The organism is Streptomyces sp. HUAS YS2, assembly GCF_033343995.1.
GTDB lineage: Bacteria > Actinomycetota > Actinomycetes > Streptomycetales > Streptomycetaceae > Streptomyces > Streptomyces solicathayae.
Genome location: NZ_CP137573.1, coordinates 497,850 through 523,014, shown reverse-complemented (window position 1 = coordinate 523,014; position 25,165 = coordinate 497,850). Strand labels below are relative to the sequence as shown.

Genomic DNA, 25,165 nt, shown 5'->3' with positions numbered 1-25,165 from the left:
TGCCGTCCCGGCAGCATGGTGCGGGCGACTTCCTCGCGGCCGGCAGGGAGAGCGGCATGCTGGGCGACGAGTCGCGCGGTCCGACCCGCAATGCATCAGAACGTGGCGGGGTCGCAGCCGCGCCGACACACACCCCTGACCCGAACCTCACCCACAAGGGGGCAGGGATACCGCATGGTTCGAATGAGGCTCCCTGCCAGCTGGAGCCTCGGCGAGGACGCCGGCCCGACGGAAGGCGTACGCGAACGACTGTTCAGCCGCGCGGGGACGCGGGGGATGCCTTCTGGCAAGCGGTTCTGGGCAGTGGGTGACTTCGCAGGGGCTGGAGCGTCTTGCTGGGTGCACCTCCGCAGGCCGAACGGGGAGGCGTCGTCTGCACCGCCAGCGCTGCAGCATCCGCCCGTCGGTCCCGGATGACGGCGGCCTGCGCCTTAAGCCTTCCTGCCGCTGCTCATCTCCGGCTGGCCCGTCGCGAGCTATGGCGGCCCGCTTTGTCGCACGCGGCGGGCAGCTGCTCCGGCCGGGTCCTCACACCGACGATCGACTATGGCCGTGGCCTTCCCACGGTGGGCCTCCGGGCAAGATCGGGTGCACCAGGTCGCGCTGATACCAGGTGCCTGGCTTACCGCCGAGATGGGCCGGGTCGGCGGGGCCGACAGGGACGAACCCGGCTTTTGTCAGCACCTTTTGGGACGCGGCATTCTGCCGGACGGTGGCCGCTCGCAGTGCGCGCAACCGATACTGGGCCGAGGCTAGTTGGCACAGCTCCCGGACGGTTGTGGTCGCCACGCCGCGGCCGGCGACGTGCTGAGCGACCCGGTAGCCGAGTTCCGCAGTGTGGTTCTCGATGTCGACCAGGTTGAACCTGCCGAGAACCGAGCCGTCCTCGGCGACGAGCACGTGGAAGGCGCAGATACCTGCCTCCTGCTCAGCCAACAAAGCGTCGTACCGGTCGGTGAACTGGTCGAAGTAGTCGTCGCCGCGGTCGGGGACCGAGGCAGCGAAGTAGGTGCGGTTCGCCCGCTCGAAGGCCAGGACCGCCGGGGCATGGCCGGCGTGCAATCGCTGCAACTCAGGCATTGCCCGACTCTACTCAGACGGTGCGCCGAGGCCACCTGGTTTCCGCCGGCAGACGGCCCCAAGCAGGGCACATGACGATCTATGGCTGGAGTACTTGCGGCGAGCGCCAGGCCGAGCACTTCCTGGCCTTCACCGTCATCGCCGGCGCGCTCGACTGCGGCGTTCACCCCTGATCAGGAACACAGCGGCGTGCGTGTCGAACAGGGCCAGCGACGACCGGTAGAGGTTGAGCCACCCCGGTGCCCAGAACCTGGCGGGTCTGCTCCCTGCACCCGCGGGGATGGGCGAGCTGGGCGGAGCGCCGGAAGTACGACAACGACCTGCTCCCCGCACGCGCGGAAGGGTCCCGAGTCGGCCGCGATGACCAGCTCGCCCACCCCGAGGCCAAACCGCGAAGAGTGGGCAGCTCCGCCAGATAGGGGAACTCGGCCGAACCGGCCTGCCCGCTCCTCTGTCCCGCGCGTGGGTCGGATTGGGCTGGTAAGGGCCTCGGCCGTGGCTCGGTTGAGCATTCCCGTGGAATACATGTTCTGGGCGTGCGTTCGGCATATGCCCGCCCCTTGAATGATCCGCAAGCCTATGAGCGCGACTGCCGCCGCGGCGGCGCCGGCATCCATCTGTTGGCTGCCGGACGCCTATGGGACGTGCTGATCGTTCCCGCGTGCCTGGGCCTGCGCGCCGCGGACATCCTCGCCGCCCCTCCTCGCGTCGATCCCGGCCCTGTGCTGCTGGACGGCCGGCGACGCGAGGTCGGTTTCTTCCTGCCTCCCGACCCTGGGGCCACCTGGGTCGGTGACCGCACCCGCCACATCACCCAGGGAGGATGGATCGCCGCCCCTGCCCCCCACTGCCGCTGGGGAGGCCTGCGATGGCTCGTACCGCCCGACGGCAGCTGCGCCCTGACCACGCCCCGCACCATGGAGCTCGCCCTGCACCGGGCCACGAAAGAGCTCGCCCGCTGCCACAGCACCCCCACCCACACAAGCCGGTCCCCCCACCGTACAGGTGGCATTTCCACCACGATCGACAGCACAGGCCGTTGGGGCTGGTGACGAGCTCAGCCAGGACCGGCAACCGGTCAGTCTCACAGAGGCATTGGTTGCGGCGCTGCTGAATGGGGTGGCGATGCCTTGGGTCAGCGGTCCCGCGCCGTCCACGTGAATCCCCTGGCAGAAGCCGCCCGCTCCCGGCCTCCAGGCCGTCCTTGAGCGCCCTGCCGCAGTAGAGCGTCTACCTCGGCAGCGTGACCGCAGCCGCGCTCCTCATCTGGCTCCGCTCGTCAGCCCGGAGGATGTGCTCACTCCTGGGTCTGGAGGTTCTCCAGACCGGCCGCGACTAGCAGGGGAGTGAACTCCATGACGCTGTGCGTGGCGACGTCGTTGAGGACGTACGGGTCGGTGGCGAGAAGGCGGTCAAGTTCTTCGGCGGGCATCTGGGCGGCGAGGTAGACACCACCGACCAGAGGCACCTGGCGGCCGGCAACCAGAAGCAATTTCCGGGATATGAGCTGGTTCAGCCAGTCGCCGTGGGCCGGCCTCTATGGGTCCACTTCGTCCAGCAGTGCCGTGTAGGTGACTGTGACAACGAACATGCCCGGACCGTAGCGGAACACCAAGGACTGCTGCGATCACGTTTCATGATCCGGGAGACAGGCTCTCGGGCAGAATCCCGCCGCTACCTGCCCGAGTGGCCGCGCACAGAGGCCCCCGCCGGATCCGGACAGGGGCCTCTTGCTGCGGTGCCTACTTGGTTAGAGCCACCAGTTCTGGCTGGAGTATTCGTACGGGTTGCAGGACCAGAGGGTCAGGTAGGCCCCGTTCGCCAGGCTCCCGCCGTAGGGAGTGATGCACCCGCCCCCATTGAGGCTGGAGATCCAGTAGTATCCCACGTCCTTCGGCGTCACCGCCCAGCCCTGCGACAGGGCTCCGTTGCATGTCCACAGCGTGAGCACGGTTCCGTTTGCGCCACTGCCGCCACTGGGGGTCAGGCACTTGTGGCTTGCACGGTGCACAATCGCGGAGCCGTTCCAGTCCCACTCCTGCAGCGCGCTTCCGTTGCAGGTCCAGACCGTGATGATGGTGCCGTTGGCCGTGCTTCCCCCCTTGGGGGTGGCGCAGACGTTTTCTGGGTTGTACATGGTTGTGGCCCCCGCCGGCGCGGCGGTGACGAGGTGGGCGGCCAGCAGCGCTACCAGCGCCGTCAGGGTTGCGAAGAGCTTGCGCATGTCCCCTCCTTCTTGATCAACATGCGTGAGAACTTCGGCATCCTACGGGCCGCGTATCCGCACCAGGCATCCGGGAGTTGAGCAGGCACGGACACCTTCCCGCCGGCGACCGGCACACCCCGCCCCGCCCCGCATCCCACCGACGACGTCGAGGAGTTGCTGGCGTTCTACGACTTCCCCGCCGAGCACTGGATCCACTTGCGCACCACAAACCCCATCGAGTCCAACTTCGCCCCTGTCCGGCTCCGCACGAAGGACGTCGAGTCCGCTCAGCAGCGGTAGGGGGCCGTCAATGCCCCCGCCTCGTCGCCCTCGTCCGTGCCGGAGCCCGCTTCGAACGAGGAAACCTCGTCGAACGCCCCGCAGCTCACGCAGCCTGACACCTCAACCGCCTGTGTCCGTGCCGGCGACTAGTGTTCGTCAGCATGCGCGAGTTGGGAGGGGCAGTCATGGCTGAGGATCCGATCGACCATCACGCCGAGGACGCGACCGAGTGGATGCCGCCACTGGATCCGCTGAGATTGGAAGGCGAGCGATCGGACCGGGTGGAGCAACCCAGGCCGGCCGCAAGACACATGACGGAGGGAGTGCTGCGGTTCAGTCGAAGTTGAAGGTGGCGACGACGGGTGCGTGTTCAGACTCGCGGTACTTGGTGTCGATGTCGGCGGCGAAGGCGAGGGAGTCGTCGTGGAGCTTCTCAACGTGCCGGTAGCTCAGCCACCCGATCCCGCGCCGACCGGGCCCCCGGTGATGGCCTGCATCTCCTGCCCGATCATCTCTGGCAGCGGCGAGCCGTCGCGGTTGCTGAGGATGACACCGACCCAGCCGGTGTCCGGGTAGATGCCCCAGTTCGCCCTGACACCGGGGTTGCCGCCGGCTCGCTGGTAGTTCCACTGGCCGTTGACGATGGAGACCGGAATCCCGTACGCCCCGAACGACGCAGGCCCATGGGGGACCTTGGCGGCAGTGAGCACGTCGGCCCAAGGCCGGTCCAGCACCGTGCCGTCGCCCAGCGCGTGCGCGAACCGGACCAGATCCGGCGCGGTGGCGAAGCCACCGTCCCCGGGGGCATCGATGAAGGCGCGGCCCGGATTCTTGCCGAGTACGTTCGGGTCCGGGCTGCTCTTGCTCAGGTCGCGGACGGCGTCCACCACGCTGCCGTCTGCCAGTTCCATGTACGGGTGCGCGATGTGCTCGTCGGTGAGCCACTGCGGCCGGGTGTAGAACGCCGAGCCGGTCATGCCGCAGCGCTCGAAGATGTTCTCCTGCACGTAGTCCCAGTACATCCTGCCGGTCACGGCCTCCACGATCAGCGCGGAAATGGTGACCTCCGCCTCCTCATGGCCAGTGCCAGGAGTGCCCGGGACGCCCACCAGCTTCGCCTGTCGGGCCCGCTGCTCGTAGTAGTCCTGCACCTCGTCCCGGCTCTGGAAGACGCGTTGCACGTCCTCATCCGGGCTGTCCAGCCCGGAGGTGCCGGACAACACGTGGTGGATGGTCACCTGCTCGGCGATCTCCTTGGCAAAGCCCCTCAGATGGGCGCCCACCGTGTCAGACAGCTTCACCTTGCCCTGCTGCGCCAACTGCAAGACGGCCACCGCGCCGAACGGCTTACCGGCCGAACTGAGGCTGAACGTGACGCCCTCGTGGTTGGCGATCCCTTTCGCCTCGTCGGCCATGCCGTAGCTGCGGGACAGCACCGTCCGGCCCCGGTGCGACAACAGCACCACGCCGGAGAACTTGCCCTCGGCGGCCAACTTCGCCACATACCGGTCGTACGCCCCGCCAGGCCGCGTGTCTGGCGGGATCTGGTTGGTCGGGGCCCGGTCGGCGTGGCCGGGCTGGGCCCCCACCGGCGACGCGCCTGCCACCACGCCGGCGGCCGCCATCCCGCCCCACCCGAGCAGCCGCCGCCGGTTGACACCGCATACGGAATCCGAGTCCATGATCACAGTCCTTTCCCGATGGACGAACTGACCGTTGATGCACTTGGGCTGACTCCACTGAAGACGGGAGACCGTTGCGGTGGCGTATGCGATTTCCGATACGTCCGCGATACGCGTTCCGGGAGCATCAATGGTCGACCTCTGCGGGGACGTTGAGCCGGTAGGCCACGGCGGCGCCCTGGCCGCGGTCGCCGCCGTGGCCGGCTTCGCGCAGAACCATTGCGGTGCGGTCGACTGAGTCGCCGCGCATGACTGGCGGCGTGCTCGGCACGGGCGGCGGCAATCCGTCCAGCGTGGCCTGTAGTGTCTCGGCGGCCGTGCCCACCGGTCCAGAACCGCTGGTAGCTAGTCGATCGGGGCGATGTTCCTCGGCGGTCGGCGGTCGGCGGTCGGCGGTTGGCTTCGGTGTCGGAGGCGGTGTCGGCCTGCCGGACCGGGCGTGTCCTGGGATTCCGCGTGGGCGTTCCGCCTCCGTGCGCGGGGATGCGGGGGATCGTCGGGCGGGTCTCGCCAGGGTGGCGGGTGTGGTGCTTCGGTGCGAGGGCCTCTGACGTTCGGTGGTGGCCGGCGCACCGTCCCCCTGAAGCGGATGGTCGGTGTCAATGGCTCTGTCCGGTCCCGCATCGCATCAGTGGTCACCAACCCGGCGGACACGTCTGATCAACGGGCCGTCCCGTCGAAGAGGCGCGCTGCCGTGATGACCGGTACGCCGCCCGGGCGATGGCGCGGATGTGTCCGGCGGGGCCCGTGTGCCGCCCTGACGTGCCTGCACCCATCTGGTAGGAAACGGGTCGAAACGACCGTGACCGAAAGGTGCTCGCCCTATGTTTCGAACCGTTGCGACTGGGCCGCCGGCTGGCAGATCCTTCCTCTCGGGCTCCCGCTTCAGACGCCGCATGAGTGGCTTCCTCGTCGGGGCGCTGATGTGCCTGCCACTGGTGGGGTCGCCGGCGCAGGCCGCGGTCGGGATCGTCGAGTACCCCCTGCCCGATCCGGCCGCTGCTCCGTACAACATCACCACCGGGCCGGACGGCAACTTCTGGTTCGCCGAGCCCGCTGTCGACAGGATCGGACGGATGACCCCGGCCGGCGAGCTCCTCGCCGACTACACCGCCAGCGGCCCGTACGACATCACCGCTGGGCCGGACGGCAATATGTGGTTCACCGAGCAGGGCTTCGGCAGGATCGGGCGGATCACCACGGCCGGAGCCGTCACCGAGTATCCGCTGCCGGACGAAGTCAGCGAACCGTTCGGCATCACCGCCGGGCCGGACGGCAATCTGTGGTTCACCGAGCTCAACGGCAACAGGATCGGGCGGATCACCACGGCCGGAGCCGTCACCGAGTATCCGCTTCCCACCGCGGGAAGTCAGCCGATCGACATCACCGCCGGGGCGGACGGCAATCTGTGGTTCACCACATCGGACGACAAGATCGGCCGGATCACCCCGGCCGGTGTCATCACCGAGTACCCCCGTCCGAACGAGGAGGGCGGCCCCGTTCGTATCACCGGCGGGCCGGACGGCAACGTGTGGTTCACCACCTATGGTGGCAACACGATCGGCCGCGTCACCCAGGCCGGCGTCATCACCGAGTACCCCGTTCCCACGCCGGACAGCTTCCCGCAGGGGATCGCCTCCGGGCCGGACGGCAGCCTGTGGTTCGCGGAGCTCGGCGGCAGCAAGATCGGGCGGATCACCACGGCCGGCGTCTTCGCGGAGTTCCCGCTGCCCACCCCGTTCAGCGACCCCGAAAGCGTCGTCACCGGACCGGACGGTGACATCTGGTTCACCGAACTACAGACCCCCAAGATCGGGCGGTTGGACGTGACCGAGGCCGACCTGGGCGTGACGAAGTCCGACAGCGGCTCGGACCCTGTGCCGGCGGGCGGGAGCGTGACCTACACCCTCACCGCTGCGAACAACGGCCCGCAGACCGCCGAGGGAGTCGTGCTGAAGGACACGCTGCCTGCCGGGCTCGCCTTCGCGTCCGCGTCCGGTGGATGCACCGTGACGGGATCCGCGCCGCAAGTGGTCACATGCGACATCGGAACGCTCGCCTCCGGGGGCAGCGCGGTCAGAACCATCACCGCCACGGCCACCGCCGAGGGCCTCTACAGCGACACCGCGTCGGTGGCCGGCGCGGTTTCCGACGCGAACCAGGCCAACGACACCGCTGCACAGACCACCACCGTCGTGCCGGGTTGTCTCGGTCAGTCGCCCACGATCGTGGGGACCCCCGGCAACGACCAGATCTCCGGCACGCCGCAGCGCGACGTCATCGTGGGCCACGGCGGGTCCGACACGGTCGACGGCCAGGGTGGTGACGACGTCATCTGCGGCGGTGCCGATGGGGACACGCTCACCGGCGGCAGTGGGAACGACCGGATCGTCGGCGAGGACGGCAACGACACCCTGCACGGCGGTCCCGGCAACGACGCACTTGCCGGGGGCGGCGGTGACGACGCCCTGTTCGGAGGCAACGGCCGGGACACGCTCGACGGCGGCCCGGGCGTCAACACCAACGACGGTGGTACGGGTGTCGACGAGTGCACCAACCCCGGCACAGGCCCCGGCTGCCCCTAGACGAGGAGGCCCGAAGGCCCCGGGCGTATGAGCGAGGGTCTCGTCGGCCTGTCGGTGACGACACACGCCACGAGACCTTCGCGACGCGGCATCCGGGGCGACTCCTTACGGCGGCACCCGATCCTCCCGCACCTCACCTGCTGGTACGTATCCGCGCGCGCATCTGCAGCAACTCCCTGTGCGCGGGATCCGTACAGGCCCTGGCCCGGTTCCGTGCGCGCCTGGCCCGCGCCTCCTGATCTAGCTCGCGCTGCGGCTGCACGCGATGGCGGCGGTCGTCCGCTGATCGACGAGAAGGCCGTGCACGGCTCGGCGGAGCGGTCGGGTGCGGGCCCGCGGCCGAGCCCCCAGAGGACGACTTGGTGCGACCGCCTGAGCACGTGCACGAGCCCGGCAGCTCCTTCCGGAGCGTGCCGGGCTCGTCCGGGCGGTGGTCGGAACCGACTACCAGCCGTGGTCGGAACCGCCTACCAGCGGTACCAGCGGTACCAGCGGCCCGTGCGCCCCTTCGGCCGGGCCACGAAACCGATCAGCCACAGCACGAGCAGGATCACCGCGATCCACCAGAGCACCTTGACCGCAAAGCCGAATCCGAAGAGCAGCAGGATGAGAAGGAGTACAAGCAGCAGGGGAACCATGCGTACCAACCTCCAAGAGATGACGGGTACCGAAGGGGGGCGGGAACGGGCCGGGGGTAAGCGGCCCTGGGCAGGGCGGGTCGCGGGTCGCTCCTCGCGCCTCAGAAGCGGGATCCGAGGAGCCGGGCCAGCGGCCCGCTGCGCCGCCTCGCTCGTCGTCCCAGCGCGTACGCACCGGTGATCGCGGCCGTCGCGCCCACGACGGCGCCACCCGTCGCCGCCTTGTGCGAGCGCACGGCGGCCCACAGCGTGCCCCCGGTGCCGCGCGCCACGTACGCGGCCGTACGGGCCTTCTCGGCGAACGGGGCCGGCAGGGCCCGCAGAGCTCCCGTGGCTGCCGGCCGTGGCCTCTCGACCGCGTGGGCGTCCATCTCTTCCGCCGGACGGACGTGGTCCGCGCCGCTCCGGCGGGACGGGTCCCGGTCGCTCTTCTCCGAAGCACTCATATGGGTCGTCTAGCCGGGGCTCGCCCGGGGCAAACCCCCATCCGGCGCGCCGCATTCGGATTCCTGGGCGGGTCTCGGCAGGCCGCCGCAGGTCAGCCCGCCCGTAGGTCTCGGCAGTCCCTCGTGCGAGGCGCTCGCGGCGCGCGACGCTCCGGCCCGTGACGCGCTTGACCCGGCCGATCCGGGACAGACGACCGTGCATGGTGAACGTTCTTTTCGCGGGCATCCCGGCCGTCGCCGCCCTCGGCACCGGCCTCCTGGCCGTCCTGGTGTCCCCTTGGTGGTGGTGCGCGGCCGGCCCCGCCCTCCTGCTCGCCGCGGTGGCATTGCGCGACCTGCTCCAGCGGCGCCACTCGATCCTGCGCAACTACCCGCTCCTTGGGCACCTGCGGTTCGCGATGGAGGCGCTCCGTCCCGAGGTGCAGCAGTACTTCGTCGAGCGGAACGTCGACGGCGCGCCCTTCGACCGTGACACGCGCTCCATCGTCTACGAACGGGCCAAGGGGACCGACGCCGAGGACCCCTTCGGGACGGAGCTGCAACTGGACCGTCCGGGCACCGAGTTCCTCGTCCCGTCCATGGCTCCGCGCCCGGTCCCGACCGAACCGCCGCGGGTCCGGATCGGCGGGCCCGGGTGCAGCAAGCCCTACGACATGGCCCTGCTCAACGTGTCGGCGATGAGTTTCGGCTCCCTCTCCGACCGGGCGGTCCGCGCCCTGAACGAGGGCGCCCGGCGCGGCGGCTTCGCCCACGACACCGGCGAAGGAGGGATATCGGAGCACCATCTCGCTCCGGGCGGCGACCTCGTCTGGGAGATCGGCACGGGGTACTTCGGCTGCCGCACCGAGGACGGCGACTTCGACCGGCGCCGGTTCGCCGAGAAGGCCGCTCTGGACCAGGTCGCCTGCGTCCTGTTGAAGATCAGCCAGGGAGCCAAGCCCGGCATCGGCGGCGTCCTGCCCGGCACCAAGGTCGGCCGGGAGATCGCCGCGGTCCGCGGCGTCCCGCAGGGCCGCACCGTGATGTCGCCGCCGTACCACCGCGTCTACCGAACTCCCAGGGAGCTCGTGCGCTTCCTCGACCGGATGCGCGCACTCGCCGGGGGCAAGCCGGTCGGGTTCAAGCTGTGCGTCGGTTCGCGCCGCGAGTTCCTCGCCGTCTGCAAGGCGATGCTGGAGGAGGACGTCACCCCCGACTTCATCGTCGTCGACGGGGCCGAGGGCGGCACCGGGGCCGCGCCGCTGGAGTTCGCCGACACCGTCGGACTCCCCCTCACCGAGGGCCTGACGACGGTGCACCGCGCCCTCGTCGGCGCGGGGCTGCGCGACCGGATCCGGATCGGCGCCTCCGGCAAGGTCGCCACCGGCGGCGACATCGTCAAGAGGCTGATCCAGGGCGCGGACTACACCAACTCCGCCAGGGCCATGATGTTCGCCCTCGGGTGCATCCAGGCCCAGCGCTGCCACACCAACACGTGCCCCGTAGGAGTCGCCACGCAGGACCGCCGGCGCGCCCGGGCCCTGGACGTCGAGGACAAGGCACAGCGCGTCCAGCGCTTCCAGGCAGCGACCGTCAAGAGCGCTCTGCAGATCATGGCCGCCATGGGCGCCGACGACCCAGGCGGTCTGGCGCCCGGGCTGCTCCTGCGCCGGGTCGGCCCCGACGACGTACGGGCCCACGACGACCTGTACGAGCCGCTCGCTCCCGGGCAGCTCCTGTCGTCCGGATCGGTTCCGGACTCGTGGGCGGGCGACTGGAAGGCGGCTCATCCGGACCGGTTCACCCTGCGGTGACCCGGTCGGTCGATGCCCTTCGCGACAAAGGAGTCTCAATGACGAAGTCAAGCCGCCTGCGTGACCGGTGGGGCGGAGGTGAACGTCCGTCTGTCACGCAGCAGTGCCCAGAGCACGCTCGCGCGGCGGCGGGCCAGGGCGATGACTGCCTGGACGTGCTTGCAGCCCTCACCGCGCTTCTTGAGATAGAAGTCCCGGTTGGGTCCTTCGCGGATGATGCTGGTCTGTGCGGACATGTAGAACACCCGACGCAGGCGGCGGCTGTAGCGTTTGGGTCGGTGCAGGTTGCCGGTGCGTCGGCCCGAGTCACGGGGGACGGGCACCAGCCCGGCCGCCGAGGCCAGGTGTCCGGCGTCGGCGTAGGCCGCGAGGTCGCCGGCGGCGACGACGAACTCGGCCCCGAGTATCGGGCCCATGCCGGGCATGGACTCGATGATCTCCGCCTGAGGATGGCTGCGGAACGTCTCCCTGATCTGCTTGTCGATCCGCTTCAGGCGGTCGTCCAGAGTGAGGATCTGTTCGGCCAGGTCGGCCACGATCTGGGCCGCGACGTCCTCGCCGGGCAGCGCAGTCTGCTGGGCCTGAGCTGCCTCCAAGGCGGTCGCGGCCACTGCGTCGGCGCCCCGGACACCGCGGTTGGCCAGCCACGCCGTGAGCCTCGCCCGGCCTCGGCGGCGGATCGCCGCCGGCAGCTGGTAGCCGGTCAGCAGGACCAGCGCGCCCTTGTGGCTGCTGTAGTCGAAGGCCCGCTCCAGCGCGGGGAAGACACCAGTCAGGACATCGCGCAGCCGGTTGATCATCCGTACCCGGTCAGCCATCAAGTCGGATCGGCGAGCCGTCAACAGTGCCAGATCGGCGGCAAGTTGGGCGGGCACGTCGATCATCGCGAAGTCCCGGCGGTGGCGGGATGTCTCCGCGATCACGTAGGCATCGCGGGCGTCGGTCTTCGCCTCGCCCCGGTAGGCGCCAGCCATGCGGTTGACCGTGCGTCCGGGCACGTAGACCGCCCGTTGGCCGTGACCTGCGAGCAGGGCCAGCAGCAGCGCCGAGGACGTGCCGGAGATGTCCACCGCCCAGTGGACTTCCTCCGCCAGGTCCAGGAGCTCGCCAAGCGCGGCCAGGATCGCCGCCTCGTCGTTCTCGATCTTCTTCGACCACAGCGTCGCGCCGGTCTCATCGACCGCCGCCCCCCAGTGATGTCCCTTGCCCGCGTCGATACCGACCCAGACCTCGGTCTTCCTGTCGCTCACTTGCTCCTCCCCGGTCCGCACAGCCCTGCCGTCGGCCCGAGGAACACCCCGCTGTCATCTCCGTAAATAGCGACCGAAGCGCACATCTCAATCAGCAGCCAGGGCGCCCCGGAGAGCCGGACGGCCGCTCCTTCGCAGCCACAACTGGCAAGACCACATCAGCCACATCCGGCTCTCCCGGGCCGCCTAACAACTTACGGAGACCTCATGACTCGTACCGTCGCCCAAGTGATCGTCGACGGTCTCGCCGACCTCGGTGTGGACCACGTCTTCGGCGTGGTCGGCGATGCCCTCAACCCCCTCACGGACGCCATCCGGACCACGGAGGGCATCGAGTGGACCGGCTTCCGGCACGAGGAGGCCGCGGCCTTCGCCGCCGGCGCGCGTGCCCAACTGTCGGGCGAACTCGGGGTCTGCATGGGCACCGTGGGGCCCGGTTCGGTCCACCTCCTGAACGGGCTGTACGACGCGGCGAAGAGCGGCGCACCGGTCCTGGCGATCTGTGGCCAGGTGCCGTTGTCGGAGGTGGGCGGCGACTACTTCCAGGAGGTGGACAACGACCTCCTGTTCCGCGACGTCGCCGCGTACCGGGCCACGGTGACCTCCCCGACCCAGATGCCGAGGCTGCTGGAGACCGCGGTGCGAGTGGCCGTCACCCGCCGGGGCGTGGCGGTGCTGACCGTGCCCGGCGACCTCGGCGGCCAGAAGGTCGAGGACGACCGGCCGCCCCGTTTCGCGCTGCCCCGCCCGGCCGTGACCCGCCCCGACGACCCGGTTCTGGCCGAGGCGGCGGAGGCGATCGCTGCCGGCTCCCGGGTCACTCTGCTCGTCGGTCGCGGTGCCCGGGACGCCCGCGAGGAGGTGCTGCGCACCTCCGAGCTGCTGGCGGCGCCGGTGGTGCTCACGCTCAAGGGCAAGGAGGGTTTCGAGGAGGACAACCCGTACGAGGTCGGCCAGACGGGCCTGATCGGCAACCCGGCTGCCGCCCACGCCCTGGACCGCTGCGACACCTTGATCATGCTGGGAACCGACTTCCCCTACCGCGACTGGTACCCGGAGGATTGCCGGGTCGTGCAGATCGACGTCCGTGAGGAGCGTCTGGGCCGCCGAGTCCCGTTGGACGTGGGGCTGGCCGGCGATGTCGGTGCGACGCTGCGGGCCCTGCTGCCGCTGCTGACCCCGGTCGACTCCCGGTCCCACCTCGACGAGGCCCGCGAGCGCTTCATGCGGTGGCAGGAGAGCCAGGCGGACCTGGCCGACCCCGCCCACGACATGCGCCTCCTCGGGCGGGTGCGGGCGATGTTCGACAACCGGGTCGAGGAGATCCGCCCCGAGGCCCTGGCGGCCGCGGTGGACCGTCACGCGGCCGACGACGCGATCTTCACTTCCGACACCGGCATGGCCACGGTCTGGCTCTCACGTTGCGTCAGGATGCGTGGCAGCCGTCGGCTGATCGGCTCGTACGACCTCGGCTCCATGGCCAACGCCATGCCCCAGGCCATCGGCGCCCAGCTGTGGGCACCGGACCGCCAGGTCGTGGCCTTCTGTGGCGACGGCGGCCTGAGCATGCTGCTGGGCGACCTCATGACCATCCGGTCCGAGCGGCTCCCGGTCAAGCTCGTCGTCTTCGACAACCGCCGTCTCGGCATGGTCAAGCTCGAACAGGAACAGGCCGGGCTCCCCGAGTTCGGGACGGTCCTCGACAACCCCGACTTCGCCGTGGTGGCCGAAGCCCTCGGGCTCACCGGCATCCGCGTGACCGAGCACGGAGAACTGGACGAGGCCGTACGCCGGGCTCTCGCCGTTCCCGGCCCGGTGCTGCTGGACGTGGTGACGAATCCCGCCGAGGTGGCCGTGCCGGGCAGGCCGACGGTGTCCCAGGGGTGGGGCTTCGCCATCGCCAAGATCAAGGAGAACCTGCCGTCGGGCGACCGCTGAGCGGCCGGAGGAACGGCTCGGAGGGACGGCTCGGAGGAACGGCTCGGCCCGGGACGGAGAGCGGTCTCCGTCCCGGGCCGAGGCCCGCGGGGCGCGTCGGACGGCGCCACCGCCGCCCTGGAACGGGCCCTAGAACGGGCCGCCGATGCGGTAGTACGCCACGAGGTCCTCGCGGTACTGCACGTCGGCGAGGTGCTTGTCGGAGTGGAACTCGGGCGCGTCCTTGACCTGTTCCTTCGTCAGGCCCAGGTGGACGGTGTGCTCCTCCAGGTCGACGCGGGTCACCGCGCTCGCCGGGATCAGCACCTCCTTGCCGAAGATCCACACTCCCGTGTCCACGACCAGATAGGCGTCGTCGACCTCGTCGGAGTGCTTGTCCACCTTTCCGATGTGGCCGTCGGCCGCCTCGACCCGCCATCCGGTGAGGTCGGTGCCCGCCAGGTGGCCGGATTCGGTGTTGTAGGTCCACACGTGGTCGGTCATTGCTGTCACTCCTCTGTTCGTGTAGGTCGTGTCCGTCTCTGCGGATCCCTGTGCGTCTCCGCCCGGTGAGCGACCTGGCTCAGAGCAGGTCGCGCCGGTCGTCCTCGGTGGCCGTGGGGGCCACGGGCGGGACGACCATCCGACGACGGCGAAGGACGCTGGTGTAGACGGCGGTTCCGATGAGGCCGACCGCCATCAGGATGAGCCCGACCAGATCGAGGTCGACCGCTTCGAGCTCCCAGTCGGTGGCGAAGGTGAGAATGGCACCGACGGCGATCAGGATGATGAACAGTCCCAGACCCATGGTTGCTCCCTCCCAAGGGGGTTGGACATCCGCGTACCCGGGTTTCCGAGATTCACGCGGACCGGCCACGGGCGATGGGCATCCTCTCGATCCTCGTCTGCGTGCTCGCACAGGGATGTTCACGTCCCCACCAGGGGAGTCCTGTGGGGCAAGGGCCGCAGCAGGCGCCTCAGGACCCGGCCGACTCGCTGCGGACCGTGCGGGCGGCGGCGACGAGGTCCTCCAGGGACGCTCGGGTATCCGGCCGGCCTCGGGTATCCGGCCGGCCTCGGGTCTTCGGACCACAGTCGGGGTTGACCCAGAGCCGCTCGGCGCCCGCCTCAGGCCGGGCGCATCGCCGCCCGGTAGCGGGACGGGGCGATCCCGAACCGCTCCGTGAACGCCTGCCGCAGCGCCTCGGCGCTGCCGAAGCCGCAGCGCGCCGCCACGCCCGCCATCGGCAGAGTCGTCGAGGCGAGCACGTGCGCAGCGGCCTCGGTGCGGGCCTGCCGGACGTAGCGGCCCGGCGCCCGGCCCAGCTGCTCCGTGAAGAGACGGGTGAGGTGGCGTGGCGTCACCCCAGCCCGCGCCGCCAGCGCCGCCGTGCTCAGGTCGTCGTCCGGGTGGGCCGCGATGTGCTCGACGAGCGCGCGGACCCCGTCGTCAGGGGCCGACGGGGTCGCGGTGAACAGGCTCATCTGCGCCTGGTTCCCGGGCCGTTGCAGATACACCACGAGGTCCCGGGCTACCTGGCGGGCCAGTTCGGGACCGTGGTCCTCCTCGACGAACGCGAGGGTGAGGTCCAGCGCGCTCGTCACCCCGGCCGCCGTGTAGACGTGACCGTCGCGGACGTAGATCGGGTCCGGGTCCACTGCCACCTTCGGGTGCCGCTCGGCGAGCAGACGGGCGAAGCGCCAGTGGGTGGTCGCACGACGGCCGTCCAGAAGCCCCGCGGCTGCCAGTACCCCCGCACCCGTGCACACCGACGCCACCCGCCGGCTCTCGCGCGCCAGCCGGCGCACGTGCCCGACGAGCCGCGTGTCTGATGCCGCGCGCTCGTACCCCGTACCGCCGGAGACGATCAGCGTGTCGAGGGGGCCGCTCAGCCGCTCCAGCGACCGCTCACTGCCCAGGACGAGCCCCGAGCCGCAGACGAGGGGACCGCCGCCCGGACCGGCGAGGAGCACCCGGTACGGGACCTCGGGCGCACCGATCCCGTTTGCCATGGCCAGGGTCGTGGTCACGCACGCGATGTCCAGCAACTCGGCCGCCTCGTAGCCGACCACCACCATGAGCCTCTCCGCCATGCGCCTGACCCTATGCCGGAAGGACGGGTACCCCAAGGGAAAGGACATGGCGGCCGGCCACCGCTTCCCGCCGGCCCGGACGCCACGGACAGTGGTTCTCGCCCACATTCGTCCGTACGTCCGCACGCGGGAGGCACCCCGATGCACACGATCGCGCACCGCTGGCCGACTTTGATCGCCCTGGCCCTGGCGGCTCTGACCTTCCTCGACGGCCGGCCCGCCCCGGAGTTCCTCGCGGGAGTCCTCGCCGCGATGCCGCTGTTCTACCTACTCTTCGGCGTGTTTCGGGGGGAACTGCGGCGCCCGGGCGCCCTCGCCGGACAGCTCGCCGGCCTCGTGTGCTTCGCAGCCGTCGCCCTGTCGGCCGCTTGCCTGAACGGCACCCTCGCCCTGCTCGTCCTCGCGGCCGGCTGGCTGGGCCACGCCGTCTGGGACGCCGTCCATTACGCAAGAGCCCGGGTCGTGCCCCGGCAGTGGTCCGAATGGTGCGGCGTCTTCGACGCCTGCGGTGCTCTGGCCCTGCTGCTCGCCGCCGGGACGGTCACCGGCTAGCAGAAGCACTGAACAACCGTGGCCCCGAAGGCAGTACCGAGGTGTGGCCCGGTCCGCTTGAGCCTGCGGTTCTGGCGGCCCTCGCGCAGCATCCCGGCGAGCGCGCCGACCGCATTCGACGGGAGTGGATTCATGGGACGGCCACCGACGTGGGCACACGGCACGGCGTAGACACGCTGCCGCCGGGCCGAAGCTGACGGTGAGCGCGGATGATGTAGCCGTCGCCAACGAGGAGCTGCCCCTCGCTGCCGGTCACCTCATGCTCGCCCAGCCCTGGCCCGGCCGGCTCTGCCCAGGGGCTCTGGTCCACATCTCGTGGAGGCTTACGGACAGTGATGCAGGTGGCGTGTGGTGGGATGGCCAGACTGTGCCGCTGATCCGCTCGGAGGTTCTCGTGACGTCCTCTTTCCCATCCCTGGCTCGCGCCTTGGCCGAGGCTTTGGTCGATGTCCTGTGGTTCATCGATGGCAGCGAAGACGAGCAGATGGATCAGGACGACGCGGTCAAGGTCATGGAGGGCGTTGCCCACGCGGTCAGCACGCTTCACAGTGATCAGCGAAAGGAACTGATCGAGCTGGTCAGCGAGATGGCAGCCGCCGAGAGCAACCTGGCTCGCCGCCAGTTCCTGGAAGAGTTCCCGGAGGACTTCGGGCTCATCGACGATGCGTCCTGAGTGACCATGACACAACACGAAGACCGCAAGGTCTACACCCGCCGCGACCTCATGGCCGCCTACGGCATGGCACTCTCGCCGCTCGAAGAGTGGTACCGAAACCGCCGATGGACCGGCCACCCCGAAGCACTCGGCCATGCAGGCCGCGAACTGATCTGGGACGCCGCCGAATGGGACCACTGGTACCAAGAACGGAACAACACAACTCACCTGATCAGCCGCACCGGCCTCCAAGAACGCCACGGCCTTGCCCGCAGCACCCTCGAACGCCTTTGGGCCCTCCGTGATGACAACGGGCACCCCGAGCCCGTCAAAACCCTCGAACGCGTCATGTACTGGAACCAGGACGACTGGGACGCCTGGTATGTCGAGTACAAGAGGAACACCCAGCGACGAGACCTCGACATCGACCGCAGCGGAAGCCCCGACGACCTCCTCACCCTCGCCCAGGTTGCCCGCGTCCTCGGCGTCCCACCTGCCAGCATCGCCCACTACCCCACACGCATGCCCCGCAGCTGGCCCGAGCCGGCCAAAGAAGAAGCGCTCCCCAGTGGACGCCCACGCCGCTACTACCGCCGTGCCGACATCTGGAACTACGCCGACAACCGCACTGCCGCCGGACCCCACCGAACCAAACACCCCAGCAGAAAGCCCCGCTCTGATGGACCGGGATAAGCGCGCTGGGTGTCCCGTTGCCGGCCGGCGGGGAGCTTGATGAGGATCTGTGGAAATGGCGCCTGTACAGCGAGCCGGTTGCCGAGCACGCGCCCACAGGCCGCCTCGGCACCAGGCTCTCCACCTGGATCGACGCAGTCGTCGCGAGCCAGCTACCCGGCCTCACCGGCTTCGCACTCCGCCTGCTCCTTCAGGAGAGAGGTGCTGGTCATGGTGCGTCGGCCGAAGCTGGGTTGTACGCCGGCGTCCAGCGCGATCGCCGGGCTGGTGCCTCGATGCGGGCCCTGGAGCGCAAGTACGACGTGACCTTTCGGACGGTACGCAAGCCAGTGAACGCGGCTTGGCCGGAGCCGCGCAAGAAGCCGCCCCGCCGACCTGATCGGCTGCAGCGTCATGGGTTTCTCGTTACTTCACGGCGCGGCCGATGAGTTTGTGGCTCCCGGCCGGTCCAAGCTCGTGATACCGAAGAAAGGACACCGCCATGTCGGAGCTTCTCGTCGACTTCATCACCTCCCTCGACGGATACGCATCGGGAGAGGGGTGGCCCGGGTTCTGGGGCCTCGAGGGGCCGGAGTACCTCGCATGGCTCGGCGAGCAGCCCGAGGTCACCTACCTGATGGGAGCGAACACCTACCGCCTGATGTCGGGCTTCGCCGCAGGCGAGGTCCCGAGTGGCCAGGACGAGTTCAGGCCTGAGGAAGAGGCGTCCTTCGACGAGCTCACGCGAGCCTCCAAGGTGGTGTTCTCCTCCTCGCTCGAGGAGCCACTGACGTGGGCCAACTCCACGCTCGTCCGAGATGATGCCGTCGAGGCGGTTCGCGCCATGAAGTCGAGTGGCTCGGGGCTCCTCAGCACGATCGGCAGCCTCAGCCTGTGCCGGTCCCTGCTACGGGCGGGGCTCGTCGACCGCTTCCGGGTCGTGATGTTTCCGGTGATCACCGGGGCCACGGGCGAGGAACGCATCTACGACGGCTATCCGGACGTTGCCCTTGAGATGATCGAGCACCGCACCTTCGACAACCGCATCCAGTTGGTCGAGTACAAGCCCAGCGTGCTCGAGCACCCGCCGCTCGGCGTCCCCGCGTGACGTCGCCCCATCCGGCCGAGATCGGTACGGACGCGCAGATCTACAAGCACCCGACGCACCCCTACACCCAGGCGCTGCTAGGTCGTGTCCGGAAAGTCATGGGAGCCAGAGTCGGAGGCAGGCGAGGGTGACCATGGCTTGGTAGTGGACGGCGCGTTTGTCGTAGCGGGTGGCCAGGGCCCGGTTCTGCTTGAGCCGGCTGAAACAGCGTTCGACAACGTTGCGGCGCCGGTAGGCGGTCCGGTCGAGGCGGCAGCGGGTCTCGCCGCGGCGGATGCGCCCGTTGATCTGGTCGATCCGCTCCGGGATCGTGCAGGCGATCCCGCGTCGCCTCAGGTAGGCCCGGATCTTGCGGGCCGAGTAGCCCTTGTCTGCGACCACGCGCTGGGGCCGGGTCCGGGGCCTGCCGGGCCCCGGCCGGGCGACGCGGATCCGGTCCATGACCGCCTCGAACTGGGTGCAGTCGTTGACGTTCCCGCCGGTCAGGGTGAAGGCCAGTGGCCGGCCCTGGCCGTCGCAGGCCAGGTGGATCTTGCTGGTCAGCCCGCCGCGTGATCGGCCGAGTGCCTCGCCTTCCCAGGGCCCCCTTTTCGGGCCCCGGCCGCATGCTGATGCGCGCGGACCGTGGTCGAGTCCACGCAGACGATCGACCAGTCGACGGTCCCGACGGCGTCGGAGTGCTGCTGGACGTGGGCCAGCAGCCGGTCCCAGGTGCCGTCGGCGGACCAGTGCCGGAAGCGTTCGTAGACCGTCTTCCACGGCCCGTACCGCTCGGGCAGGTCACGCCAGGCGGCCCCGGTGGACAGCTTCCAAAGGATCCCGTTGACCACCTGGCGCCGGTCCCGCACGGGCCGGCCCATACGGCCCGGCGCCAGCAACGGAGCGATCAACGCCCACGACTCATCCGTCAGTTCATGTCGACGCACCACAAACGGAGTAACGAGCCAACAACTTTACGGACACGGCCTAGGGCTGCCGCTTCCGCACCCGGTGCTGGAAGGCGCAGGACGCGGTTCCACCGAGATCCCGGTGCTCGCGATCCCGGAGCGGTTCAAGGGTCAGGACACCCTGGCCGCGCACGAGTCCGCGTGCCACTTCGCCGAGGAGAAGCAGGTCGTCCCGGTGTGGTGACGCACTGAACACGAGACAGGGTGCCCTGCCGTACGTACCGGCCGGGCACCCTCTTCGTGTGTCCCTGCCTGCCTCAGCCGGTCGGCGCACCCGTCCGCAGGACGCGCACGACCCGCCCCAGGATCTGGTCCTGGGGGCACGGCCCGAAGTGCCGGGAGTCACTGCTGTACGGGCCGTCGCCCTTGACGGCGATGTGCCCGGGAGGAACGGGACCCGGCTGTGACGATCCGGCGGGCATGGGGTCACCGGGCATTCCCACGGCCCGCTTGATGTTCCACGGCGACTCGTCCAGCCCCCGCGGCGCGGGCCGGCCGCTCTGCGGCCAGCCGGTGATGGCGTCTGGCTCGGCGATGACGACCAGATCATCGGCCCTCAGACGCACGGCTCCCCTGCGGACGATGACCCGGGCGCCGGGGCGGAGCGTGGGTTCCATGCTGCTTCCGACGACGTTTACGGCCACGTAGGTGCGCCTGATCCACCAGACGGCCGCGGCAGTCGACACGGGGACGATCCCGAGCAGGTGCCAGGGGCGGATACGTGCGTTCACAGGGTTGCTCCGGATTCGATGTTCTCGGTGTAGTTCGCCGCCTGGATGGTGAAGAGTCTCGCGTACTCCCCGTCGATCCGCATGAGTTCGTCGTGACTGCCGGACTCCGTGATGCGGCCGTCCTCCAGCACGATGATGCGGTCGGCGTCGCGGAGGACGCCGAGGCGGTGCGAGATGAGGAGGCTCGTGGCGCCCTCCCGGTAGACCTTCAACTGGGCGTGCAGCTGTTGTTCCGCCGCTGGGTCCATGCCCGAGCTGGGTTCGTCCAGGACGAGGAGGTCCCGGCCGACGCGCATCAGGGCCCGCGCCAGGGCGAGGCGCTGCCACTGCCCGCCGGAGAGGACGACGCCCGCGAAGTCGGCGTCGGGGTCGCCCTCCATGTCGGGGAACGTCCGGGAGAGCAAGGTGTGGTAGCCGCGGGACAGGCCGGTGAGGTGTTCGTGGATGCCGGCCTCCTTCGCCGAGGCCTCGATACGGGACTGGTCGTCGAGCCGCTGTACGTCCCCGATACCGATGTTCTCCGCGGCGGAGAGGTCGTAGCGGACGAAGTCCTGGAAGACGGCGCTGATCCGGTCACGCAGGGTCGGGAGATCGAGGTTGCGCAGATCCGCCCCGTCCCAACGGATGACGCCCTTCTCCGGGTCGTAGAGGCGCAACAGCAGTTTCACGACGGTCGACTTGCCGGCTCCGTTGAGCCCCACGAGCGCGAGGGAACTTCCCTGTTCGATCGTGAAGCTGACGCCGCGGAGCACCCAAGGCCCGTCCTCGCTGTAGCGGAACCAGACGTCGTCGAACGTGATGCGGTGGGCCAGGGCGGGGGTTGCGCCGGAGGTGCGGGCGGCCGGCAGGTCGTTGGCCGCCGTGGTCACCTCTACGTAGTGCCCATAGAGAACCAGGGCATGATGATAGGTCGTCACCAGGGCGACGGTTGAGGTGAGCGAGCCCTGGACGCCGCCGATCGTGGTGATGAAGGCGGTGATGTCACCGGCGTTGAAGGTACCTGACGTCGCGGCTCCGACGATCCAGACCATGCCGCTGCCCGCGATCACGGCACCGAGGACCGCGAGGGGAGCCTGGGCGAGGAGTGCCTTGCGGTCCACCCGTTCCTCGGCGGCGTTGATGGCGCGGGTCTCGCTGTTCATCCGGCCGAGGAGGAACGAGCCGATCCCGAAGAGCTTGGTCTCCTTGATGGCGGAGACGTTGGTCATCAGGCTCTGGTAGAAGATCTGGCGCCGGTTGCGCGGGCTGATCGACCACACCATCTTCGCGCGCTGCCTGCTCAGGCGGATCTGGATGGCCAGGGCGGGAAGGGCGGCCGCCACCGTCAGGACCGTCATCGTGGGGGAGATGAAGTGGAGCACGGTGAGGAGACTCGACACGGAGAGGGTGTTCTGGATCAGTCCGAACAGGGACTGGGTGATCGCCTGCGGTGCCCCGATCGCCGATTGCTGGGCGAGCTGGAGACTGTCGAGGAAGCGCGGGGACTCGAACTTCGCAATGCCGTCGAACCTGTTGACGGAGGAGAACAGATCCTCCTGAACGCGCAGCACGATGCCTCGGGTGAGCCGCGACTGAACGTACTGGGTGGCGAGCGGCAGCACTGCGGCGAGCAGTCCCAGCACGGCCACGCCGACGACGAGCATGAGGGGGCCGGCGCCGGGGCCGTGCCGGGCCGGGTCCTGGCCGATCTGGTTGAGCAGCCATTTCAGCTGCAGGGCGACTCCGGCGGGTATCAGCCCCTGGACGAGGGTGCAGGACAGATGGATGAGGAACGCGCCCGGGCCGGCGCGCCAGGTGAGAGCGACGATGCTGACCGTGCGGGAGAGGAACTCCCGCCAGCCTCCGACGGTGGCCATAAGAACCCCTCCGCTCGTGCTCCCGCCGACGGATCGGCGGGAGCACGGGTCGTTTCAGATCAGGCGCACTGAGGACCGCAGTAGAACCATTCGCTGCAGTTGTAGGGCGAGCAGCAGCGGGCGTACAGGCTTGAGCCCGCACAGCGGGACTCGTAGCGCGCGAGCCATTCGCCGCAGGAGGTGCACGCCGACCAGCCCGCGGTCGCCGATGCCTCCGGTGCCAGCCGGTTGAGCATGGCGTTGCCGAGCTTGTTGAACAGACTCATGGTTGTCTTACCTTCCTGTGTTTGGTTCCGGGCACGTTCGGAGCCCGACGATGGGCTCCCGCTGACGGATCGGCGGGAGCACGGGTCGTTTCAGATCAGGCGCAGGACGTACGTCTTGGCGCCGTAGCAGTGCTCCTTGAAGGGGTAGGAGGAGGGGCACCCCTGGGAGCAGATGCTCCACGCGGCGGCCGTGGCCTCCGGTGTGAGTCTGGCGAGGAGGGGGTCGCCGAGACGGGGGAGCGGTTCATGGGGAGATCACCTTCCCTTGCGTCGGTGTGTGAGTGGGGTTTTCAGCGGTGGGTACCGCAGAGCTGCCACGACCCACAGGCGCCGACGCGGCAGCTCGTCTCGTGCTCACGCATCCGGCGTCGGCTACGCCGGAAGTGCCTGGAGGGCCGGCTTGGACCCGGTGTGCGTGGCGGTGACGTACTGGTCGGCGTCCGCGATCACGGTCGTCGGGGTCGCGGTGATCGAGTAGAGGGAGGAGATGTCACCGGGAGCCTCCTCGAAGACCACCGTGGCGAGGCCGTCGAGGCGATCCGCCATCTGCCGGGCCTTGCCCTGTTCGCCGGCGATGACGACCACGATCCGGGAGTCGTCCAGGCCGGTCCGTGAGGCGAACTCCGGCATGTCCGCGACGAATTCGTCGCACGCGCCGCAGCTGGTCGTGATGAACGACAGGGCAGCCGCACCGCCCGCGAGCGATTCCGAGGCGAACACCTCGCCGTCGAGGGTGGGGGACGAGAACGTCGGCAGCTTCGTGCCCACCTCGGGACCGGAGGGCGCGTGGGGGTCGACCCGGCGCTGTTCCTCCTGGCGCCGCAACCGTCGCACGATCGCGAGGGAGAGGGCCAGGTTGAGCAGGCCGAGCGCACCGACGAGTATCACGCCCGCGACGAGAAAGACCATTACTGCTACTCCGTTACGAGAGAGGCGATGTCATCGAGGAAGGCGATGACCAGTGTGAAGATCAGGGAAAAGGCGGCGGCGAGCGCCAAGCCCGCGAACTCCGCCGTGCCGGAACGGGTAGTGGACGCGAGGGCGAGGCCCCCCGTCGCCATTGCGGTGAGCAGGGCGTTGCGTACGACGTGCCGGATGCCGAGCGGGGAAGCGGCCCTGCCGAAGCAGGCGCAGACGATCGCCGTCCGGGAGCGGGCCGAGTGAACGGCCACCACGGTGAAGACGGAGAAGAGGAGCAGAGCGGCGGCGAACCCGACGACGCGGAAGGGGAATCCGGGTATCAGAGCGACCGCGGTGACGAGTTCCGCGCCGATCAGTGCGCGCGCGCCGATCGGCGCGTACCGCCGCAGCCCTGGAGCCGTACGCGCCAGCACCTCCTCCACCATGACCCGGGAGTCGCGCGGGGCACGGAGCTTCCCGATGCCGGAGACCAGTAATGTGCCGAGGAGGGACAACTGGAGTGCCGCGAGGAGGTAGTTCACCGTCCGACCGCCTTCCTCGTCTCGTAGGGCGAGAGGAAGGTGCGGGTCGGCGGCTCCTCGGTGTCATGGCCGCCCGTCCTCATGATCATGAACTGGAGCGTCTCGTCGGGGTGGCCCGTGGCGGCCGGATACCCGCCGATGTAGTCCCTGAGGGTCGCGTGCACGGGGGTGACCTGTGCGGGGGAGAGCTTGTCATCCGCGGCGAAGGACAGCTCCTGACAGAGGTCGAGGAAGGCCTCGTCCCGTCGCCGCTCGGGATACCGGACGAACTGGGACACAGAGTGTTTCGCGATGGTTGAGGCGACCTGCCACTCGCCTTCATGGCCGGGCTCGCCGGCTCGGCAGAGCAGATGGAAGTCGTGCTTGACGGGATGGGGGGCGAACAGCCGCCAGGCGGGCAGCATCAGCAGCGTGGGGTTCGACTTGCGCAGCCGGTCTAACGAGCGCAACGGGTGCCGGCTCAGCACGGTAACGGTCAGGGCGGCGCCCGGGGCCACCTCCACACACGTGGCGAAGTGCGAGCCGCGTCGGCCGTGCGCTCCTCTCCCGAGCGGTCCGGGTCGCGCGAACCCGCTCACCGCACACGGCCGTTGAGCTCGGAGAGGTCCAGCCTGTGCCGTGCCACCTGGGAGAGGCTGCCGAGGGGCTCGAGATCGGCGTCGCGGTGCGCTATCAGTGGGAGTCGGGTGTCAGATCTCACGGATGTCCGCCTTCACGGGCCGTTGGTGCGCGTAGTAAAGGAGAGCTGGATATTTGGCGGTGAAGGGCCAGAAGAATCGCCCGAGGCCCATGGTGCCGGAATTGATGAATAGGAGTAGGGGGAATGTACACTCTCCGGCGATCACGGTATAGAAAAGGGCTCGGGTCTCCTTCAGATGTCGGGTCGTATAATCGAATGCCGCTTCCCTCCCGTATGCCCCGGTGCGAGGGATTCCGGAAGGTGCCGCACCCGAGTGCAAATCC

General features: G+C 69.4%; 24 protein-coding genes and 5 pseudogenes. 10 read left to right on the top strand and 19 right to left on the bottom strand.

Annotation, left to right across the window (positions count from 1 at the left end; genetic code table 11):
• Window positions 1-528: 528 nt before the first annotated feature.
• Window positions 529-1,080, bottom strand: a complete 552-nt coding sequence (locus tag R2D22_RS02530; RefSeq protein ID WP_318100799.1) for a GNAT family N-acetyltransferase — start codon at window positions 1,078-1,080, stop codon at window positions 529-531.
• A 560-nt stretch (window positions 1,081-1,640) separates the two neighbouring features.
• On the opposite strand from R2D22_RS02530, the gene R2D22_RS02525 reads away from it, so the two are divergent.
• Window positions 1,641-2,132: a hypothetical protein gene (locus tag R2D22_RS02525; RefSeq protein ID WP_318100797.1), complete on the top strand. Its 492-nt coding sequence runs from the start codon at window positions 1,641-1,643 to the stop codon at window positions 2,130-2,132.
• Window positions 2,133-2,377: 245 nt separating this feature from the next.
• Here the strand turns inward: R2D22_RS02525 and R2D22_RS02520 are convergent, their stop codons facing one another.
• Together R2D22_RS02520 and R2D22_RS02515 are read right to left on the bottom strand one after the other, a co-directional pair.
• The gene (locus R2D22_RS02520) at window positions 2,378-2,572 is read right to left on the bottom strand and encodes a YciI family protein (RefSeq protein ID WP_318100794.1); all 195 of its coding nucleotides are present in this window, start codon (window positions 2,570-2,572) and stop codon (window positions 2,378-2,380) included.
• 258 nt (window positions 2,573-2,830) lie between these two features.
• The gene (locus R2D22_RS02515; protein WP_318100791.1) at window positions 2,831-3,304 is read right to left on the bottom strand and encodes an RICIN domain-containing protein; all 474 of its coding nucleotides are present in this window, start codon (window positions 3,302-3,304) and stop codon (window positions 2,831-2,833) included.
• Window positions 3,305-3,439: 135 nt separating this feature from the next.
• Between R2D22_RS02515 and R2D22_RS02510 the strand changes: the two are divergent.
• A pseudogene (locus R2D22_RS02510) lies at window positions 3,440-3,684 on the top strand (transposase); the annotation flags it as partial.
• Between the two features lie 333 nt (window positions 3,685-4,017).
• Here the strand turns inward: R2D22_RS02510 and R2D22_RS02505 are convergent.
• Window positions 4,018-5,250: a serine hydrolase domain-containing protein gene (locus R2D22_RS02505; protein WP_318100788.1), complete on the bottom strand. Its 1,233-nt coding sequence runs from the start codon at window positions 5,248-5,250 to the stop codon at window positions 4,018-4,020.
• Window positions 5,251-5,377: 127 nt separating this feature from the next.
• The gene (locus R2D22_RS02500) at window positions 5,378-5,500 is read right to left on the bottom strand and encodes a hypothetical protein (RefSeq protein WP_318100785.1); all 123 of its coding nucleotides are present in this window, start codon (window positions 5,498-5,500) and stop codon (window positions 5,378-5,380) included.
• 646 nt (window positions 5,501-6,146) lie between these two features.
• Here R2D22_RS02500 and R2D22_RS02495 point away from each other — a divergent pair.
• Window positions 6,147-7,835 (top strand): virginiamycin B lyase family protein, encoded by a 1,689-nt coding sequence (locus R2D22_RS02495; RefSeq protein ID WP_318100783.1) that lies wholly within the window; start codon window positions 6,147-6,149, stop codon window positions 7,833-7,835.
• 467 nt (window positions 7,836-8,302) lie between these two features.
• Here R2D22_RS02495 and R2D22_RS02490 read toward each other — a convergent pair whose 3' ends face one another.
• Both R2D22_RS02490 and R2D22_RS02485 read right to left on the bottom strand, forming a co-directional pair.
• Window positions 8,303-8,473 (bottom strand): DUF5670 family protein, encoded by a 171-nt coding sequence (locus R2D22_RS02490; RefSeq protein ID WP_318100781.1) that lies wholly within the window; start codon window positions 8,471-8,473, stop codon window positions 8,303-8,305.
• A 101-nt stretch (window positions 8,474-8,574) separates the two neighbouring features.
• Entirely contained in the window at window positions 8,575-8,919 is a 345-nt protein-coding gene (locus R2D22_RS02485) for a hypothetical protein (protein ID WP_318100779.1), read from the bottom strand.
• A 200-nt stretch (window positions 8,920-9,119) separates the two neighbouring features.
• Here R2D22_RS02485 and R2D22_RS02480 point away from each other — a divergent pair, with 200 nt between their 5' ends.
• On the top strand, window positions 9,120-10,712 hold the full coding sequence (locus R2D22_RS02480) for an FMN-binding glutamate synthase family protein (protein ID WP_318100776.1): 1,593 nt from the start codon (window positions 9,120-9,122) through the stop codon (window positions 10,710-10,712).
• A gap of 47 nt (window positions 10,713-10,759) precedes the next feature.
• On the opposite strand, the gene R2D22_RS02475 is transcribed toward R2D22_RS02480, so the two are convergent.
• A complete protein-coding gene (locus tag R2D22_RS02475) occupies window positions 10,760-11,962 on the bottom strand; it encodes an IS110 family RNA-guided transposase (RefSeq protein WP_318100773.1) in 1,203 nt (400 codons plus the stop codon).
• A gap of 207 nt (window positions 11,963-12,169) precedes the next feature.
• Here R2D22_RS02475 and R2D22_RS02470 point away from each other — a divergent pair, with 207 nt between their 5' ends.
• On the top strand, window positions 12,170-13,900 hold the full coding sequence (locus R2D22_RS02470; protein WP_318100771.1) for a thiamine pyrophosphate-dependent enzyme: 1,731 nt from the start codon (window positions 12,170-12,172) through the stop codon (window positions 13,898-13,900).
• A gap of 129 nt (window positions 13,901-14,029) precedes the next feature.
• Here the strand turns inward: R2D22_RS02470 and R2D22_RS02465 are convergent, their stop codons facing one another.
• The 4 genes and pseudogenes from R2D22_RS02465 to R2D22_RS02450 all read right to left on the bottom strand — a co-directional run.
• On the bottom strand, window positions 14,030-14,383 hold the full coding sequence (locus R2D22_RS02465) for a ribosome maturation factor RimM (protein ID WP_318100770.1): 354 nt from the start codon (window positions 14,381-14,383) through the stop codon (window positions 14,030-14,032).
• A 79-nt stretch (window positions 14,384-14,462) separates the two neighbouring features.
• On the bottom strand, window positions 14,463-14,687 hold the full coding sequence (locus R2D22_RS02460) for a DUF6458 family protein (RefSeq protein WP_318100766.1): 225 nt from the start codon (window positions 14,685-14,687) through the stop codon (window positions 14,463-14,465).
• Between the two features lie 169 nt (window positions 14,688-14,856).
• Window positions 14,857-15,000 (bottom strand): annotated as a pseudogene (locus R2D22_RS02455) (hypothetical protein); the annotation flags it as partial.
• Window positions 14,992-15,973: pseudogene (locus R2D22_RS02450) on the bottom strand (GlxA family transcriptional regulator); the annotation flags it as partial. The pseudogenes R2D22_RS02450 and R2D22_RS02455, both read right to left, overlap by 9 nt.
• A 141-nt stretch (window positions 15,974-16,114) precedes the next feature.
• On the opposite strand from R2D22_RS02450, the gene R2D22_RS02445 reads away from it, so the two are divergent.
• From R2D22_RS02445 to R2D22_RS02430, 4 genes are all read left to right on the top strand, one after another.
• Window positions 16,115-16,525, top strand: a complete 411-nt coding sequence (locus R2D22_RS02445; protein ID WP_318100762.1) for a hypothetical protein — start codon at window positions 16,115-16,117, stop codon at window positions 16,523-16,525.
• 199 nt (window positions 16,526-16,724) lie between these two features.
• On the top strand, window positions 16,725-17,198 hold the full coding sequence (locus R2D22_RS02440; RefSeq protein WP_318100760.1) for a hypothetical protein: 474 nt from the start codon (window positions 16,725-16,727) through the stop codon (window positions 17,196-17,198).
• Window positions 17,199-17,873, top strand: a complete 675-nt coding sequence (locus tag R2D22_RS02435) for a hypothetical protein (RefSeq protein ID WP_318100757.1) — start codon at window positions 17,199-17,201, stop codon at window positions 17,871-17,873. It abuts the gene before it with no gap.
• Between the two features lie 481 nt (window positions 17,874-18,354).
• The gene (locus R2D22_RS02430; RefSeq protein WP_318100756.1) at window positions 18,355-18,960 is read left to right on the top strand and encodes a dihydrofolate reductase family protein; all 606 of its coding nucleotides are present in this window, start codon (window positions 18,355-18,357) and stop codon (window positions 18,958-18,960) included.
• Between the two features lie 96 nt (window positions 18,961-19,056).
• On the opposite strand, the pseudogene R2D22_RS02425 reads toward R2D22_RS02430, so the two are convergent.
• Window positions 19,057-19,889: pseudogene (locus tag R2D22_RS02425) on the bottom strand (IS5 family transposase).
• A 41-nt stretch (window positions 19,890-19,930) separates the two neighbouring features.
• Here R2D22_RS02425 and R2D22_RS02420 point away from each other — a divergent pair.
• Window positions 19,931-20,091: pseudogene (locus R2D22_RS02420) on the top strand (peptide ABC transporter ATP-binding protein); the annotation flags it as partial.
• Between the two features lie 73 nt (window positions 20,092-20,164).
• On the opposite strand, the gene R2D22_RS02415 reads toward R2D22_RS02420, so the two are convergent.
• The 6 genes from R2D22_RS02415 to R2D22_RS02390 form a co-directional block, all read right to left on the bottom strand.
• Window positions 20,165-20,593, bottom strand: a complete 429-nt coding sequence (locus R2D22_RS02415; protein WP_318109553.1) for a S26 family signal peptidase — start codon at window positions 20,591-20,593, stop codon at window positions 20,165-20,167.
• A gap of 41 nt (window positions 20,594-20,634) precedes the next feature.
• Window positions 20,635-22,494 carry an ABC transporter ATP-binding protein gene (locus tag R2D22_RS02410; protein WP_318100752.1) on the bottom strand — a complete coding sequence of 620 codons (1,860 nt, stop codon included), beginning with the start codon at window positions 22,492-22,494 and terminating at the stop codon, window positions 20,635-20,637.
• Between the two features lie 59 nt (window positions 22,495-22,553).
• Window positions 22,554-22,760, bottom strand: coding sequence for a hypothetical protein (locus R2D22_RS02405; RefSeq protein ID WP_318100750.1), 207 nt, complete (start codon window positions 22,758-22,760; stop codon window positions 22,554-22,556).
• A 372-nt stretch (window positions 22,761-23,132) separates the two neighbouring features.
• Window positions 23,133-23,669: a TlpA family protein disulfide reductase gene (locus R2D22_RS02400; RefSeq protein ID WP_318100748.1), complete on the bottom strand. Its 537-nt coding sequence runs from the start codon at window positions 23,667-23,669 to the stop codon at window positions 23,133-23,135.
• 5 nt (window positions 23,670-23,674) lie between these two features.
• The gene (locus tag R2D22_RS02395) at window positions 23,675-24,202 is read right to left on the bottom strand and encodes a MauE/DoxX family redox-associated membrane protein (RefSeq protein ID WP_318100746.1); all 528 of its coding nucleotides are present in this window, start codon (window positions 24,200-24,202) and stop codon (window positions 23,675-23,677) included.
• The gene (locus R2D22_RS02390) at window positions 24,199-24,705 is read right to left on the bottom strand and encodes a hypothetical protein (protein ID WP_318100743.1); all 507 of its coding nucleotides are present in this window, start codon (window positions 24,703-24,705) and stop codon (window positions 24,199-24,201) included. Before R2D22_RS02390 ends, R2D22_RS02395 begins: the two co-directional genes overlap by 4 nt.
• Window positions 24,706-25,165: the final 460 nt, after the last annotated feature.